Origin of the sequence: Haloarcula montana (genome assembly GCF_035666295.1) — an archaeon.
Taxonomy (GTDB): Archaea; Halobacteriota; Halobacteria; order Halobacteriales; family Haloarculaceae; genus Haloarcula; species Haloarcula montana.
On the sequence record NZ_CP142027.1, the window covers coordinates 784,979 to 800,139 of the forward strand.

15 protein-coding genes and 1 tRNA gene are annotated in these 15,161 nt (G+C 66.8%); 6 read left to right on the top strand and 10 right to left on the bottom strand.

Annotation, left to right across the window (positions count from 1 at the left end):
* Positions 1 to 2: 2 nt before the first annotated feature.
* Positions 3 to 839: a pantoate kinase gene (locus VJ109_RS04135; RefSeq protein ID WP_324759240.1), complete on the bottom strand. Its 837-nt coding sequence runs from the start codon at positions 837 to 839 to the stop codon at positions 3 to 5.
* Between the two features lie 95 nt (positions 840 to 934).
* Positions 935 to 1,180, bottom strand: coding sequence for a DUF8593 domain-containing protein (locus VJ109_RS04140; RefSeq protein ID WP_324759241.1), 246 nt, complete (start codon positions 1,178 to 1,180; stop codon positions 935 to 937).
* A gap of 261 nt (positions 1,181 to 1,441) precedes the next feature.
* Here VJ109_RS04140 and VJ109_RS04145 point away from each other — a divergent pair, with 261 nt between their 5' ends.
* Both VJ109_RS04145 and VJ109_RS04150 read left to right on the top strand, forming a co-directional pair.
* A complete protein-coding gene (locus VJ109_RS04145; RefSeq protein WP_324759243.1) occupies positions 1,442 to 1,699 on the top strand; it encodes a DUF5789 family protein in 258 nt (85 codons plus the stop codon).
* A 436-nt stretch (positions 1,700 to 2,135) separates the two neighbouring features.
* Positions 2,136 to 3,368, top strand: coding sequence for a hypothetical protein (locus VJ109_RS04150; protein WP_324759245.1), 1,233 nt, complete (start codon positions 2,136 to 2,138; stop codon positions 3,366 to 3,368).
* 71 nt (positions 3,369 to 3,439) lie between these two features.
* Here VJ109_RS04150 and VJ109_RS04155 read toward each other — a convergent pair.
* The 3 genes from VJ109_RS04155 to VJ109_RS04165 form a co-directional block, all read right to left on the bottom strand.
* Positions 3,440 to 3,513 (bottom strand) — tRNA-Ile (locus VJ109_RS04155).
* Positions 3,514 to 3,600: 87 nt separating this feature from the next.
* A complete protein-coding gene (locus VJ109_RS04160) occupies positions 3,601 to 4,155 on the bottom strand; it encodes an FxsA family protein (protein WP_324759246.1) in 555 nt (184 codons plus the stop codon).
* Between the two features lie 57 nt (positions 4,156 to 4,212).
* Positions 4,213 to 5,589: a cytochrome P450 gene (locus VJ109_RS04165; protein WP_324759247.1), complete on the bottom strand. Its 1,377-nt coding sequence runs from the start codon at positions 5,587 to 5,589 to the stop codon at positions 4,213 to 4,215.
* Between the two features lie 104 nt (positions 5,590 to 5,693).
* On the opposite strand from VJ109_RS04165, the gene VJ109_RS04170 reads away from it, so the two are divergent.
* The 3 genes from VJ109_RS04170 to VJ109_RS04180 all read left to right on the top strand — a co-directional run bounded on the left by VJ109_RS04170 (position 5,694) and on the right by VJ109_RS04180 (position 9,428).
* On the top strand, positions 5,694 to 7,310 hold the full coding sequence (locus VJ109_RS04170) for a DUF255 domain-containing protein (protein ID WP_324759248.1): 1,617 nt from the start codon (positions 5,694 to 5,696) through the stop codon (positions 7,308 to 7,310).
* Between the two features lie 62 nt (positions 7,311 to 7,372).
* On the top strand, positions 7,373 to 8,179 hold the full coding sequence (locus VJ109_RS04175) for a TrmB family transcriptional regulator (protein ID WP_276180096.1): 807 nt from the start codon (positions 7,373 to 7,375) through the stop codon (positions 8,177 to 8,179).
* Positions 8,180 to 8,231: 52 nt separating this feature from the next.
* Positions 8,232 to 9,428 carry a PQQ-binding-like beta-propeller repeat protein gene (locus VJ109_RS04180; protein ID WP_324759249.1) on the top strand — a complete coding sequence of 399 codons (1,197 nt, stop codon included), beginning with the start codon at positions 8,232 to 8,234 and terminating at the stop codon, positions 9,426 to 9,428.
* A gap of 4 nt (positions 9,429 to 9,432) precedes the next feature.
* Here the strand turns inward: VJ109_RS04180 and VJ109_RS04185 are convergent, their stop codons facing one another.
* The 4 genes from VJ109_RS04185 to ahbB all read right to left on the bottom strand — a co-directional run bounded on the left by VJ109_RS04185 (position 9,433) and on the right by ahbB (position 13,600).
* Positions 9,433 to 10,545, bottom strand: coding sequence for an outer membrane protein assembly factor BamB family protein (locus tag VJ109_RS04185; protein ID WP_324759251.1), 1,113 nt, complete (start codon positions 10,543 to 10,545; stop codon positions 9,433 to 9,435).
* A 172-nt stretch (positions 10,546 to 10,717) separates the two neighbouring features.
* Entirely contained in the window at positions 10,718 to 11,665 is a 948-nt protein-coding gene (mptA, locus tag VJ109_RS04190) for a GTP cyclohydrolase MptA (RefSeq protein ID WP_324759252.1), read from the bottom strand.
* Positions 11,666 to 11,823: 158 nt separating this feature from the next.
* Positions 11,824 to 12,417: a response regulator gene (locus VJ109_RS04195; RefSeq protein WP_324759254.1), complete on the bottom strand. Its 594-nt coding sequence runs from the start codon at positions 12,415 to 12,417 to the stop codon at positions 11,824 to 11,826.
* 88 nt (positions 12,418 to 12,505) lie between these two features.
* Entirely contained in the window at positions 12,506 to 13,600 is a 1,095-nt protein-coding gene (gene ahbB / locus VJ109_RS04200; RefSeq protein ID WP_324759256.1) for a siroheme decarboxylase subunit beta, read from the bottom strand.
* Positions 13,601 to 13,709: 109 nt separating this feature from the next.
* Here ahbB and VJ109_RS04205 point away from each other — a divergent pair, with 109 nt between their 5' ends.
* Positions 13,710 to 14,795, top strand: coding sequence for an anthranilate phosphoribosyltransferase (locus VJ109_RS04205; protein ID WP_324759257.1), 1,086 nt, complete (start codon positions 13,710 to 13,712; stop codon positions 14,793 to 14,795).
* A gap of 4 nt (positions 14,796 to 14,799) precedes the next feature.
* Here VJ109_RS04205 and VJ109_RS04210 read toward each other — a convergent pair whose 3' ends face one another.
* The gene (locus tag VJ109_RS04210; RefSeq protein WP_324759259.1) at positions 14,800 to 15,108 is read right to left on the bottom strand and encodes a hypothetical protein; all 309 of its coding nucleotides are present in this window, start codon (positions 15,106 to 15,108) and stop codon (positions 14,800 to 14,802) included.
* Between the last annotated feature and the right edge of the window lie 53 nt (positions 15,109 to 15,161).

Sequence of the window (15,161 nt, forward strand, 5' to 3'; positions counted from 1 at the left end):
GGTCAGCCGCCGTCCTCGACTGTCCCACCCGGCGGATACACCTCACAGACCGCAGCGTCGTAGCCGGCGTCTGTCAGTCCGGTTCCAAGCGTGAACACCGTCTCGCCGAGCATCGCCATCGAGGGGTCGCCGCCGGCGTCGGCCACCTCCCCGATGACCCGTGTAAGCTCGGGCGTCAGGAGATCGGCTTCCCGGGCGAACTGCCGCGAGGCCTGCATGAACGTCGACAGCGTGGGCTCGCGGACGACCTGCGAGATCGCCCGTTCGCCGGCGGCGGTCAGCGCCTCCGTCTCGCCGTCGATGATCTCGGCCGTCGAGAGCTCACCCAGGGAGTGGTACTCGACCCGGGTCCGCGCCGGAACCGCGTCGACGTAGTTGTACTGTGGCCCGCCTGGTTCGAGCCGTAACGGGATGCCGCCGCGGGCCTGCGCGACGACGTCACCGAGCCCAGTTCCCGCCTGGACCTCTGCCCCGTGTGCGATCGTGACCAGTTCGTTGTACGACAGCCCCCGGTCGAAGGCTGCGTTGGCCGCCAGTGCCGTCCCCAGTGCCATCCCGCCGGAGACGCCAAAGCCCGCGCCCAGCGGAAGGTCCGTCTCGGCACTAACCCGTGCCTTCGCCCGCAATGCATCCAGAACCCGATCGACCGCATCCATCTCGATGACGGTGCCGTCGAGTGTGACCGTCGTCTCCTCGGCTCGCTCGACGGTCACTCGAACCCCGTCCGAGAGCGCCAGCCCGCCCCCGCGAGAGCCCGCTTTCGTCGGATCGTCGTCCCGGTCGACGGTGAAAAACCCCGTCACGTGTCCCGGAACGAACGCGTGTGCCTCCTCGCTCATACCCCACCACTCGGACCGGGGATGGTTTAACGGTTCGCGGTCGACGGTCGGCGGAGAAGACGAGGTCAGCCGCGGTCCTCTGATCGAGCGCGCTCCTACAGGTCGCGGGCGACGCGAATCTCGCTGTCGGTGACCGTCGCGACACTCTCGGCGGGAACCTCGATATCGTCGGCGTCGGCGTCACCGAACCCGAGCCCCTGGACGATGGCCTCGGTGACGCCGGGTTCAGGCTCGACGTAGGCGATCTGCTCGTCCGGATCGACCTCGGTGACGATCCCGATCTGCTCGCCCTCGTTGTCCATCAGGAACTTCCCTTCGTCGTTCGTCGACAGGACTGTCATGTCACCTGAGAATCGAAATCCGATCGACAAATAACCCGATGGTTCTAGTTGCGCCGCTGTCCCCGGTCACACGACCCTGGGTGTCAGAAAACAGTGTACGGGGTGGTCGATTTCAGGACTGTCGAGGACGGATTCCCTGCTCAGTAGGTGTGCGTATGCAGCACGTTCCGTCTGGTTGGTCGTGAGTTACTCAGTTGCTTGTAACCCCATCGCAACGTGAAAATGTCGCCACTTCAGGTGGGCGGGCACCCAAACTCTCCCATGGGACGCGAAATAGAACTCCGTGACATTTCGACAGTACTCGACGACAGCAACTATCCCCTCGCACAATCTGCTGCGGCAGACGAGTTCTCAGATATCACGTTAGTGTTAGCCGACGGCAAAGCAGATCTTGGCAAACTGATTTCAGAGACCACCAACGAGAGGTTCGAATCGGCTAGTGACGTTGAGACAGCACTCCACAACGTGCTTCCACGCCGGGCTGTCGGTGAACCTCATCAATCGGACGGCGACGCATGAACCGCTAGCTGCTGGCGACCCGACTGCCAATGATACGCGTCTCTGAGAGCGCTATCCTCTGGACGGATCAGATCGGGGAGCGAAAACGGGTCTTTGAGTCGTTGTCTGTCACCCTCTCGGTACCGTCAACCCCGACTGTGTCGCTGGGACGCCTCCACCAGTGAGTCGAGGCTCTAGCGGATGTAGACCAGCCGGACGAATGTCGGCCACGTGGGCGCCGGGACGATGGCTGCTGGGACCCGGTACCGATGGCATCCGGCGCCCACAGGGGGCATGTCTGGTGTCTGTGTCATGACCGCTGCTATGAGCGGACTGTAGGACTACCGAGAGCTACCGGGAGGACCGATCAGCTCCCGGCCGATACGAACTCACCGGAACCGAACGACAGACGGCGGTGGCCCCGAACGCTCTTTGTCCCGCTGACTGAAGCACGGCCATGGCCGCCACCGTCCAGACCGAGCCCCAGGTCCTCGCCCGGGCAAAACAGCGACTCTTCCCCGAGAACGCCCCGGACCAATACGTCGTCGCCGACACGCAGTTCGCACAGGAACAGTGGCTCGCGGAGACGCCGATCCCCGAACGGACACGGGCGAGGCTGGCCCCGTTCAACCACGTTCGTGTCGGCTCGGGCTACCCCGATCTGGTCGGCGTCGGCCGGATCGACGACGAGGTCCTCGCGGTCGACCGACTGGGCGAGCAGCCGCCGCTGATCGCCGTCGAGGCCAAAGGCGTGACCAGCCACGGGACCACCGACATCGAACGTGGCGTCGTCCAGGCACACGACCGGCTCGGCGAAGCGAACGTCGCCTTCCTCGCCGCGCCGACCGGAGCGATCACCCAGTCGACCCGGACGCTGGCTCGACAGGTCAACGTCGGCGTCCTCGGCGTCGGTAGCGATACCGTGACGGTCCTCGAACGGCCCCGTGTCGTCGGCACCCGTTCGCCCGACGAGGCGACCGCGATCCGCTTCCAGGCCAGCGCACAGGGGGTCACCGACCGGAGTTTCGGACTGAACCACCCGAAGAACTACCTCGCGGTCCCGCTGGCGGTTGCCCACGATGGAGCGACCGACGACATCGTCGCCGAGCGCGTCGTCGGTGCCGTTGCCGACGCCCGCCGAGGGGCTGTCTTTTTGGGACTGCTCGACCGCGGCCCCGAAAACGGGCTGACACCCCTCGGCCGCGAGGTCGTCCGATTCGGCCTCCGGGAGTACGGATCAATCGACGACGCCCTGGCTGCCTTCGAAGCGTGGAAACGCTCCCGGAAACGGTTCGTCGATGTCGCCCCGCGGTGGGGCCAGCTCACCCGCCGTGTCGTCTACGCGTATCCGGCGACACAGTTACTCGTCGAGGAACTCCAGTGTCTCCACGACGACGGCTTCCCCTCGCCGTCGCTCGTCGAGTTCGTCGAATATCTCCACGCCACCCACCCAACGTTCACTGTCGAGTTGTTCCTGCGTGGCGACGTTCGGAGCCGCGTACTGACCGACGACGGCGGGCTCCGTCGGCCCGCGCTGACCGACGGCGGCGTCTATCACTCGCCGACAGTGTTCCAACTCAAAGCGATGCTGTACCACGCGGGCGTTCTGACCGAACGGGGTTCGGAACCCTCGAAGCTCGATCCGGAGACGGACACGTGGGCACTCCGAGAGTCAGTGTCCGGACACTGACAGCGGTTCGGTGCAGTACGGAGCCACTACAGACGGCTCCTCTCTCGGCTAGGAAACGGAAGGAAAACGAGTGGGCCAACGCGGATTTGAACCGCGAACCTCCCGGTTATCAGCCGAGCGCTCAACCTGATTGAGCTATTGGCCCGCTGAACGCATCAGACTGTACCCGAGGGGTAGTGAAAAGGGTAACGTTTCACCGGCGTTCGGGTGTGAAACCACACCAGGGCAGCCACTACCGGTCCGAATCCTCGAAGTCGACGTCGGTGGCCTCGTCGGGGTCGAAACCCGACCCGGAGCCACCGCTGGGCCGGGAACCGCCGTCCGGTCCCTGCCCCGCTCCCATCCCGCCCTGTCCCTCGTCGGGGAAGCCGCCGATGTACACCTGGCCGCTGGCGAAGCCGCCCGTCTTGGCGTCGATGTAAGGTCTGACTATCCAGCGGTTGGTCGCGGCGCGGATCGGGTAGCGGGTGAACGGAATCGCCAGCAGGAGGCCGACGAAGTCCGTCACCAGACCGGGGGTGAGGAAGAACGCGCCGGCGGCGATGAGCAGGCCGCCGTCGACGAGTTCGTCGGTCGGGACTTCGCCCTGAGCGAGCTTCTGCTGGATCTTCCTGAGCGTCGCCCGACCTTCGGCGCGGACCAGGAGCATGCCGACGAGGGCGGTCAGGACGACCAGCGCCACGATAACCAGCGGTGACACGGGAAAGAGGACTCCCGTGGCGAGTGCCACCAGTAGCACGGCGTCGAACAGCGGGATGAGCAACAACAGCCCGATGACCCGGAGCATACCCGCCCTTGCAGGGCCGGCCCCAAACCCCTTTCGAGAGCGGGAGGTTGGACTCGGCTACCGCTCGCGAACCCGAACCTGGATCGGTTCGGCCGGCGAGAGGGTGATCTGCATGGCCAACTCCAGCGGCGGTTCAGTGACGGGTTCGACCGCGAACCGTTGGGCGATCGTCGCCAGCGCGAGTTTCGCCTCCATCCGAGCGAAGCGCATTCCGATGCAGTGGCGCGGGCCGCCACCGAACGGGTAATAGGCGTAGTCGGGCAGCGTCGACTCGAAGTCGTCGGTCCAGCGGTCCGGGCGGAAGGCGTCGGGATCGTCGTACCACCGCTCGTCGCGGTGGACGAGCCACTGTGGGAGGGTCAGTTGCGCGTCGGGTCCGATCTCGTAGCTGCCCAGCGAGACTGGCTGGGTCGGCTGGCGGAAGACGGTAAACGCCGGCGGGTAGAGCCGCAGTACCTCCGAGAGGACCCGATCCAGGTAGGGGAGTTCGAACAGGTCGGCGGGCGTCGGCGTGGCACCGTCGAGCGTCTCGTCGAGTTCCTCGTGGAGGCGGCGCTGGATCTGTGGGTGGGTCGCCAGCAGGAACCAGGCGTACGAAAGCGTCAGCGACGTGGTGTCGTGGCCGGCGACGAGAAAGGTCAGCAACTGGTCGCCCAGCCGCTCGCGGTCCATCGTCTCCTCGTCCATCGAAAGCAACAGCGAGAGGACGTCGTCACGGGCCTCGCGAGTCGTCTCGTCCTCTCGCCGGCGGGCGGCGACGATGTCGTCGAGCGTCGCCTCGAAGGCCGAGAGCGACCGGTTCACGCGGCGGTTGATCGGCGTCGGCACCCACAGCGGGAGATACGCCGACAGCGTCCGCGGGTCGAGGCGGTGCCGAAGCGCGGACAGCAACGGTTCGAGCGCGTCGGCGGTCGTCTCGATCTCCACGTCCAGCAGCGTCTTCCCGAGAATCCGCAGCGTGAGCGCCTGCATCGACGGCCGAACGTCGAGGACTCCGCCGTCGTCCCACTCGTCGGCGGTCGCGTCGGCGAAGTCGGTCATCGTCTCGCCATAGGTCTCGATGCGGTCCCGATAGAAGGCCGGCTGGAGCGCCGTCCGCTGGCGCTGCCACTCCTCGCCCTCCAGGAGAAAGAGGCCCTCGCCGACGAACTCCCCGAGCGTGCGCTGAAGCAGTGCGCCCTTCTCGTAGTCGCTGGCGTCGGTGACGAGCACCTGTTCGATCAGGTCCGGGTGCGTGAGGAAGTAGCCCGTCGTCCCCGCGACGTTGTAGCCGACGACATCGGCCTCGTGGTCACCGACGCGGTCGTAGAAGGCCAGTGGGTCCCGCAGCATCGCGACGGTGTTGTCGACGACCGGCAGGCGACCGAGACGTGGCGGTCGGTCACCCGGCGTGACCGGCGTGTCGGCCGGCCGACCGGCCTGGTGGGCACACATAGCCGGCAGTTGGGCCGGCCGACCAATCGGTCTTTCGTCGCGTGACGACCGCGCCAGCGACCGGGGAGTGAAGGGCCTATGTACGCGCAGGGCCGACGGCCGGTATGGACGAGTTCGCGGCGGAGACGAAAGTCGAGTGGCGCGAGTGGGGGCCAGCGGCCTTCGAGGCTGCTGCCGACAGCGGCCGGCCGGTCCTGCTTTCCCTGACCGTGCCCTGGAGCGAGGAATGTCGGGCGATGGACCGTGGGACCTACGGCGAGCCACGCATCGCGGCCAACATCAACGACGGGTTCGTTCCGGTCAGGGTCGACGCCGACCGCAACCCCCGTGTCCGGGAACGCTACACGATGGGCGGGTTCCCCTCGACGGTGTTTCTCACCCCCGCTGGCGAGGTCATCACCGGTGCGACGTTCCTCGGCCCGGACGGCTTCCGCGGCATTCTCGACAGCGTCCGCGAGGCCTGGGACTCCCGGGGGACTGAGGCGGGCTCGATCCCGAGACAGCTCCAGGACGAGGCGCCGCCGGCCGGCGAGTTACGCCCACGCATCGAGGAACACATGGTCGAGCAGTTGCTGGGCGCCTACGACGAGGAGTTCGGCGGCTGGGGGACCGACGTGAAGTTCCCGCTGGCCCGGACCGTCGAGTTCGCGCTGGTCCGGGCGCGCGACCAGGCGACGCGGACGCTCGAAGCAGTTCACACCCACCTGTTCGACACGTACGACGGGGGCTTCTTCCGGTACGCGACCGATCGGAACTGGTCGAACCCGCGCCGGGAGAAACTCCTCGACGAGAACGCCGCCCTGGTCCGTGCGTTCGCACACGGCTACCGGTACACCGGGACCGAGACCTACCGCGACGCCGCCCAGCGGACCGCCGAGTACCTCACGACAACGCTGTGGGCCGACGACGCGGACGCCTTCGCCGGGAGCCAGGCCGGCGTCGACGACTACTACCGACTCGAACCCAGCGAACGCGAGGAAGCAGACCCGCCTCACGTCGACGAGACGGTCTTCGCCGACCGGAACGGTCTGGCGGTCGATGGCCTGCTGTGGCTGGCGGCCTACACCGACGACGAGCGCGCCCGTCGGTACGCCCAACGGGCCAGAGACAGCGTCTGTGACCGACTCGTCGAGGACGGCGCGGTCGCCCACTACGACGGCGAGGGGAGCGAGCGCGGCCTCCTGGGCGACCAGGCCAGCCTCCTCCAGGGACTGACGACGAGTTGGCAGGTGGCCGGCGAGTCCGGCCCCGCTCGTGCGATCGCCGACTGGACGGTCGAGCACCGCCAGGAGCAAAGCGGCGCGTTCCGGGACGGTCCCGAGAGCGGTGCCGGCCTCTGTAGCCGGTCGCTGCATCCCCTGGATACGACGGTCGAACTCGCGGACGCCCTGGTCGATCTCGCCGCGCTGACCGGCGAAGACCGATACCGGCAGGTCGCGACCGAGGCGGTCGAGGCCTTCGCCGGGGCCGCCGAGCGGATGGGTGTCGAGGTGGCCGGCTACGCCGCCGTGGCTGCACGGCTCCGAGATCCGCAGGCGTTGGTCGTCGGCACCGAGGCGGGGACCGACCTCCATCGGGCGGCGCTACGACTGGCCGACCACGAGACGACGGTCGTCCCCGATCCGGACGGCGACGGCGTCGCGCGGCTCCGGGAAGACGGGACCGTCACGGCCGAGGCCGAGACGCCGGCCACGCTCGAAGCGGCGCTGACCGGCGAGTAGCCCACCGGGGAAAACGGTAAACACGGGGCTAGTTTTTAGGCAGGCCCAGTGCATGTCCAGATATGGCGAGTTTACGCGACCTCGGTCTCTCTGAATACGAGGCACGGGCCTATCGATCGCTACTGGAGACGGGTCCGACGACGGCGAAAGAGCTGTCACGAGCCAGTGACGTTCCGATGGGGCGGATCTACGACGTTCTCAACAGTCTCGTGACCTACAACCTGGTCCGGAGCCAGACGGCGAGTCGACCGAAGAAATACGTCGCCGTCGAACCGGAGACCGCGCTTGATCGCCTGCTGGAGGACAAGAAGCGGGAACTCGAAGAGCAGTCCCAACAGTACGAGAGCATCGTCGACGACCTCGCAGAGCAGTTAGAGAGCGCCGAACCGGTCGAGGAACCGTTCTGGACCGCCGCGGTCGGTCCCGAGGACTCGCTCGATCTCCTGTTGGAGCGCCTGGCCGCCGCCGACCGGCGGATCGTCATGGTCGGGTCCTCGCCGGCACGGCAGGTCGACATCCGCGCCGGGACCGAGCGGATCGTCGACGAGCTGGAGACCGCACTGGAGCGGGGCGTCGACGTCTCCCTGCTGGTCCGACCCGACCTCTTCGAGAACCTGCCGGCGTCGGCCAACCAGGAGTACTACGACCGGCTAGCACCCTACGACAACTACACCGCACGGGCCAGTTCGGATATCACGACCACGTTCGAACTCATCGACGACATCGAGGTGTGTATCGAGGTACCCCACCCGCTGGGGCTCGAAGAGACCTTCGGCGTCATCGACCTCAAGGACCCCGACTTCACCGAGGACATCAGCGAGGCCTTCGTCGACCACTGGGAGAACGCGACGCCGATCCGGCCGCCCTGAGCCGGGCGGTCGGACCCACCTGTAATGGTTCGCCAGTGAGTGACAGTGGATTATGAACGACACGCCGACGAACCGCCGGGGGTTCCTCCGGGCCATGGCAGGACTTGCCGGTCTCGTCTCGACCAGCGGCTGTCTGAACCTCCAGGAGCCGACCGAACGGACGGTAACCGAGTCGCCGGTCCGGTCGGCGACACGCCGATCCCCCGATCGATCCTCACCGACGGCCACGGCCGTGTCGACCCCGGAGGTTCCGGAACCGGCACGGTGGGCACAGCGGACGCGCGCACCCGTCTATCAGCCCCCAGTGACCGCGAGCGGAGTGGTCCTCGTCGGAAGTACGGACCGGCGTCTGTACGCCTTCGACGCCGCTGACGGCACCCGAGCGTGGGTCAGGGAGTTCGAGACCCAACCGCACGTCTCCGTCGCCGACGGGACCGCCGTCGTGTTGAGCGATTACCGCGTCCACGCAGTCGACGTGGCGACGGGCGAGACTCGGTGGGAGAACCCGTCGGAAGCCAGCGGTCATCGCCCGCTCGTCGTCGACGGCACCGTCTTCCTGGCCGCACGTGCCAGAGAGGGGACGCGCGTCGTCGCCCGTTCGCTCTCCTCGGGTGACGTATCGTGGATATTCACCGAACGAGATGCCGACGAGCGGACGATCGTCGTCAATCAGCCAGCCTACGAAGACGGCGTCGTCTGTGTCGCGGCGGGGAAAGGCAACCGGCGGCCCAGTACACACAGCGCGGCCTATGGGATCGACGCCGACTCCGGCGAGAAACGGTGGGAGACCGCTATCGACGCGAACTTCGGTGAGACGAACGTCGCCGCCGCAGGCGGGTACACGGTCAGCGGCGGAGACGGGGGGACCCTCCGTGCGTTCGACGCGACGACCGGCGAACGGGCGTGGCAGCGCAGCGACCTCGACGTTGATTTCGTCGGATCGGTCGGCGAGCGTTTCTACGTGGGTTACGAGCGGCTCGTCGCGCTGGACCCCTCGACCGGACGCACGGCGTGGACGTTCGAGGGTCGTGACGCGGAGCTGTTCTCCCCACCCGCCGTCCGCGGCAATACGCTCTTTGCTCCGTCGACCGGGCCACTCCACGAACTGAGCAGCGACGGACGGCCCCGGGGAACCGTCGAACTGTTCGACGCGTTGCCGACCGGGGCCGCTGCCGACGGAGAAGGAGTCTACGTCGGTGCCGACGACGCGAACGTCTACGCGTATCCACATCCCGGCTCCGACCCGTGATCGGTCAGCTTTCGATCCAGTAGACACCGACCTTCCCGGACCCCAGTACGATAACTCGCCGGCCCACGGCGAAGACCAGATCGGCGGAGAGCGGGATCTCCCGTTCGACGTGAACCGTCCCAGTCTCGGCGTCGATCCCGAGCAGCGTCCGGCCACGCGCTGTCCAGACCACGCCCCGGGCGGCCGCCACGGGGGAGAGCCGGTCGTCCCGCTGGACGCGCCAGCGGCGGTCCCCGGTGGTACGGTCGAGTCCGTAGACGGCGTTGTCGCTCGCGGTGAAGGCCAGCGTCTCGCCCCACGCGTCGAACGAGACGGGGGTGCCAAAGGGTTCGTACCGCCAGACGACCTCGTTTGCCGTCGGGTCGTACGCGACGACGGGATCGTTCGCTCGTGGTTCCGGCAGGTACACCGTCCCCTCGTGTGCGAACAGGATGCGTTCGTGTGGGAACCGCCCCGCGTTGACCCCTGGGACGCCGGACGGTTGTTGTTCGGCGGGGAGTCGCGTCCCGTCGCCCGCCGCGTACCCCCGGAAACTGTCGCTGAACCCGAGGTAGAACCGCCCGTCGACGACCGGCGAGATCGAATTCGGCCGGTCGATCCCGTCGATCCGCCACCGCCGCTGACCGCTCTCCAGAGACACCGCATCGACCAGCCCGGCCCGCTCGTCGTCGAACCGGACGGGGACCAGGACCGTCGCTTCGTCCGGGGTGACGACGGGTTGGACCCGCAGTTCTCCCGGGGTATCGTAGCGCCACCGCTCGCTCCCGTCCGAACGTGCGAGCGCGTGGATCGTTCCCCCGATCGTTGCCATCAGGGCCGTCGAGCCGACGAGCCGTGGCCGGTACATGACTTCGGTGTCGAACGTCGCTCGCCACTGCTGGCTCCCGTCCCGGAGCGCCCGTGCGACACAGGTCCGCCCGTCGGAGCGCTGTGTGAGGACGGTCCCCTCCGCCGCCACGCCGGCCTGGAAGAACGCCAGGTCCGCCTCGTGGCTCCACTCGGTCGAGAGCGAGGCGGGTGTGAGAGTCGATCCCGAACCCGACGGTGCTGCGGTCGCAGTCGTCGTGTCGTCTGTCGATCGTGTCCGGGGCTCGTCCGTTCCGGGTGCCGGCGTCAAGTCGTCGTTCCTCGAACTCCGAAGACACCCGGCAGTCAGAGCAGTTCCGAGCGTCGCTAGTACGCGGCGTCGGTTCGGCCTGGGCACGACCATTCGTCGGTTCGCTGGTTACGGACGGGACGGCATAACAGTACCCCACCACTGGAGTCGCGGGCCGACAAGCCAACTGGTGTCAGTCGTCGGCAGTGGCTTCGTCGGCGGTGACCTCTGCACGCAGGTCGCCGAGTTTCGCCACCCGTTCGGCGTGGGCGTTGTGTTGGTGGATCGACTCGTCGTTTGACTGTTTCATCGTGACGATGGCATCGTCGGCCAGATCGGGGAACCGATCGACGACTCCATCCGCGAGTGCACGGACACAGTCCTCGACGAACTTGGCGTCCTTGTGTGCCTCGTAGGTCATGTGGTCCTCGTCGGGGCGTTTCGCGAGGTTGTAGATCCGGGCGCTCATCGAATCGCGGGCGACCTCGATGAGTTCGTTGAGGTCGACCTCGGGTGCGCCGTCGCTCTCGACGGTCAGCGTGGCGTGACCCCGCTGTGAGTGGCCCGCCTGGGGCATCTCTTCGAGGAACTCGTCGATGACCTCGTCCTCGACGCCCATCCCCCGCAGGGTCTGGCGGGCACGGGCCGCCGACATCCCCTGGGAACAGGGACAGACGGTCATACCGGTGACGCGGGCACCGATCTCCTCGCTCGTCCCGTCCTCGGTAGCCGTCGCCGAAGCGATGATGTCGGCCGTCGACTGGGTCGCCACGTCGGACTGTGGCGTCCGCTCGTGGGTGACGTACTCCGCTTCCATGCGAACCTCGGCCTTGGTCGTATACTCGTGTTTCTGCAGGAGCAGTTCCGCGGCGTCGCCACAGACGTCCTCGACCCGGTAGGCCTCTTCGGAGACCGCGGTCTCTAAGGTCTCGTCGATGACTTCCATGTTTCGGGACATGTCTGCCCCCTTCCGCCAGGACGGCAGGTCGACGAACACTTCGAACTCCGCCATCAGGACGATCGGATCACGGTCGCGTCGCCCCAGCTTGACGAGCTTCTCGACACCTGTCACACCGACGCGGTTGAGGCCGACGGTGACATCCGGACTCGACGCCTGTACGTCCGGGAGTTGCTGACTCATTGACCTCCCTAGGGAAGAGACACCGTTAGTGCTTTCGGAAGGGTAACTCGGGGTGACAGCACCGGAGCGGGGCGGTCCTCACCTAATTGGAGGGGGAGGCTCCACCCTCAACGAGCGAGCGGGGGCGGTTGCCCCCGAGCGAAGTAGGGTGGGGTAGTTTACTCGATGTCGGGCCACTCGTGTTCCGATCCGATGTCGGCGAACATCTTCTGGAAATCCTGGTCATCGAGCGAGGAAGTCAACTCGTCGAGTTCGTCGCGTTTCTCGGTCATGGTCGACTCCAGCGAGCCGAACTCCTCGCTGGCTTCGAGTTCGTCGACGGGCTTGCTCGACCGGAGCGCGGCGTACTTGGCTGTCAGTGAGTAGTACTCCCGGAGCCGGTCCTCGTAGTCGACACACTGATACAGGCGTTCGATCGTCTCGAACAGTTCCTCGGGGGAGACCGGCTTGACGATGTAGTCGTCGAAGGGCATTTCGATGATTTCCAGATCCGGGTCGACCGCAGTAACCATCGCGACCCGTGCATCGATTCCCCGATCGCGGATCTCTTCGAGTACCTCGTCACCGGAGATATCCGGCATCCGGCGATCGAGCAGGACGACATCGATTTCCGCCGACAGTTTCTCCAGTGCTTCTTGACCGCTGTAGGCGACTTCGACCTCGTACCGCTGGCCGACGGTCTCGGCGTACGCGTCAGCGACAGGCGACTCGTCGTCGACGACCAACACCGTCAGGCTCCCCTGGTGTGTCATTTGGTACCATTGTAAGTAACCTTACGACGGACAAAAACGTTCCGGCGGAGCCCGACCGACACACTGGCCCGACACCGCGTGCCGGCGGTCACTCGCCGACAATGTCGTCGTACCGTGCCCCGGTCTGTTTCAGCGTCGCCGTCGAGTAGAGCCGGTCGTGATCGTAGGGGAGATGGGCCGTCGCCAGGTCGTCGATCTTCGCGTCGACGGCCTCGCTCTCCCGGCCGTGGATCATCGTAAAGAGGTTGTACGACCACGCCTGGTCCGGCCGGCGCGGCCGGTGGTAACACAGCGTCACGTACGGCAGTTCGCCGACGGCCTGGCCGCGCTCGTCCAGCGCGTCGTCGGGCACGTCCCAGACGACCATACAGTTGCTGTCGAAGCCGGTGACGATGTGATTGACCACGCAGCCGATCCGTTTGATGCAGTTGTCCGCGAGCAGTTTCTCGACGGCGGCAAGGACGTCCTGAACGTCGGCGTCGACCGCATCCGCGACATCCCGATACGGGGTCGCCGTCAGCGGGAACCCCTCCTGAATCGCCAGGAGGAGCCGGCGGTCAAGCTCCGAGAGGTCCGCGGCGGCGTCCTCGCTGATCCGGGTGGCGCTGGCGTCAGTCTGGTCGAGACGCTCCCCTGCTCGCGGGTTCCCCGCTCGCTCGTCCGGAGCCCCGCTCTCCGAGCGCGTCTCCCGGGCGAACCGGTCCCCGTTGACGACCGGGAACTCCAGATCGATGTAGTAGTCGGTCAGCATCGGGAGCACGAGCACGTCACAGCCGGTCCGTGCCTCGATGTCGGCGATGATCTCGTCGCGTGTGGCCCGCGAGCCGGCGGTGACGACGAACCACATGTTCCACTCGTGGTCCCGTGCGTAGTTGTGGTTGACCTGACGATAGCCGTTGATCACCTCGGCTACCTCGTCGAACCGGTCCTCGGGGGCACTGACCGCGGCGAGCGTCGAGGAGCCGATCACCGGCGGGTTGAGGACGGGACCGAACCGCCGGAAGACGCCGTCGTCCCGGAGCCGGCGGACGCGGTCGAGTGCCTCCGCGGGGTCGACGCCCAGTTCCCGACCCACCGCCTCGAAGGGTCGTTCCTCGATCGGGAAGTCGCTCTGGAACCCGTCGATGAGAGCAGCGTCCACGTCGTCGATACGCTCGCGCCAGTCACCCGACTGGAGGCTCATTGGCATTCGTTAGGAGTCGAGGGGTGTATCCCTTTCGTCCTCCCGGGCCGTTCCCACGGAGTGGGAACGAAACGCAGGGGCTTTTGAACTCGCGCCCGAACGGGTTCCCATGGCTCAAGCGACCCAGGAGTACGGCGAATGGCCGCTCAAACGACTGATGACCGAGGTCGTCGGCTCCGGTCACAAGTCCGCCGACGACATGACACGCGACCAGGCCCGGGAGGCGTTCCGGCGCATCCTCGATGGCGAACCCGACGACACGACGCTCGGCGCGTTCTGGCTCGCCAACCGCTGGAAGCGTAATACGCCCGAGGAACTGGGCGGCTACGTCGACGTCATGCACGAGGAGTCGGTCGTCACCGCCGAACCCGAGGCCGACCCCGTCGACTGCGGGGCCAACTACGACGGTAAAGGTCGGTCCGCCATTTTCGGTGTCGCCGCAGGTCTCGTCGCGGCCGCCGCCGGCACGCCCGTCGTCGTCCACTCGGGCGATCGGGTGCCGACACAGAAACAGGACGCCTACAAGCACGTGCTGGACGAACTCGGCGTCCGAACGGAGATCGACCCCCAGGAGAGCGCCGACATGGTCGACGACGTGGGCTTTGGCTTCTACTACCAACCGGCGTTCAACCCCGGGATCGACGCGCTGTTCGACCGGCGTGACAACATGGGCGTTCGTTCGTTCGTCAACACCGTCGAGACGCTGGCTAATCCCGCCGGCGCCGACATCCACCTGGGGAGCTTCTATCACCTCGCGTTCGCGAAGAAGATGGTCCGCACCCTCGTCGAGTCCGAACAGAGCACCGTCTCGCGAGCCCTGTTCTTCCAGGGGATGGAGGGGTACGACGACGTCCGCCCCGGCGAGACCATCGTCGCCGAGTGGCCCGTCGAGGGCGAGGACGCCGACGAGGAGGACATCGCGGACTTCGAGATCCGTACCGCCGACTACGGCATGGACGTGGTCAGCGAAGACCTCCAGGTCGAGGACGTGGCCGAGGAGTCAGCGGCGATCACCGAGGCGGTCCTGACCGGCGAACGCGCGGACGGCTTTGCCGACGCCGTCGCGCTCAACGCCGCGTTGCGCATCTACGCCCGCGAGGACGCCGACAGCATCGACGAGGGTCTCGAACAGGCCCGGACGGCGATCGAGGACGGCAGCGCCGCCGACGCGCTCGACTCGCTTCGGGCGTTCTGACGCGCTATCCGTCGGTTTGCTCGTGGGCAGCGGCGACGTGCTGGCGCGCTTCTTCGGGCGTCATCCCACGGACGCCACAGGCACAGGCGAGCAGTTCCGGATCCCGTAACTCGTCGACCTGTTCGCGCTCGGTCCGCTCCAGTTCGTCGCTATCGGCGTCGTACGCGAAGTACATCCGGTAGTTGACCTGTGTGACCCCCTCGATCCGGTGGTCCTCGTCCGGGTCCGGGTTGGCGATGGCGTCGTCGTGTTCCGCCTGCATGGTCTCTTTCCACTCCTGGAGGCTGGCTTCGGGGTCCCTGTCGTCGGTCATGTCGGGTCGCTGGCTCCGGACGGTGAAAAGTGCCGGTGTCACCGCGCCAACCC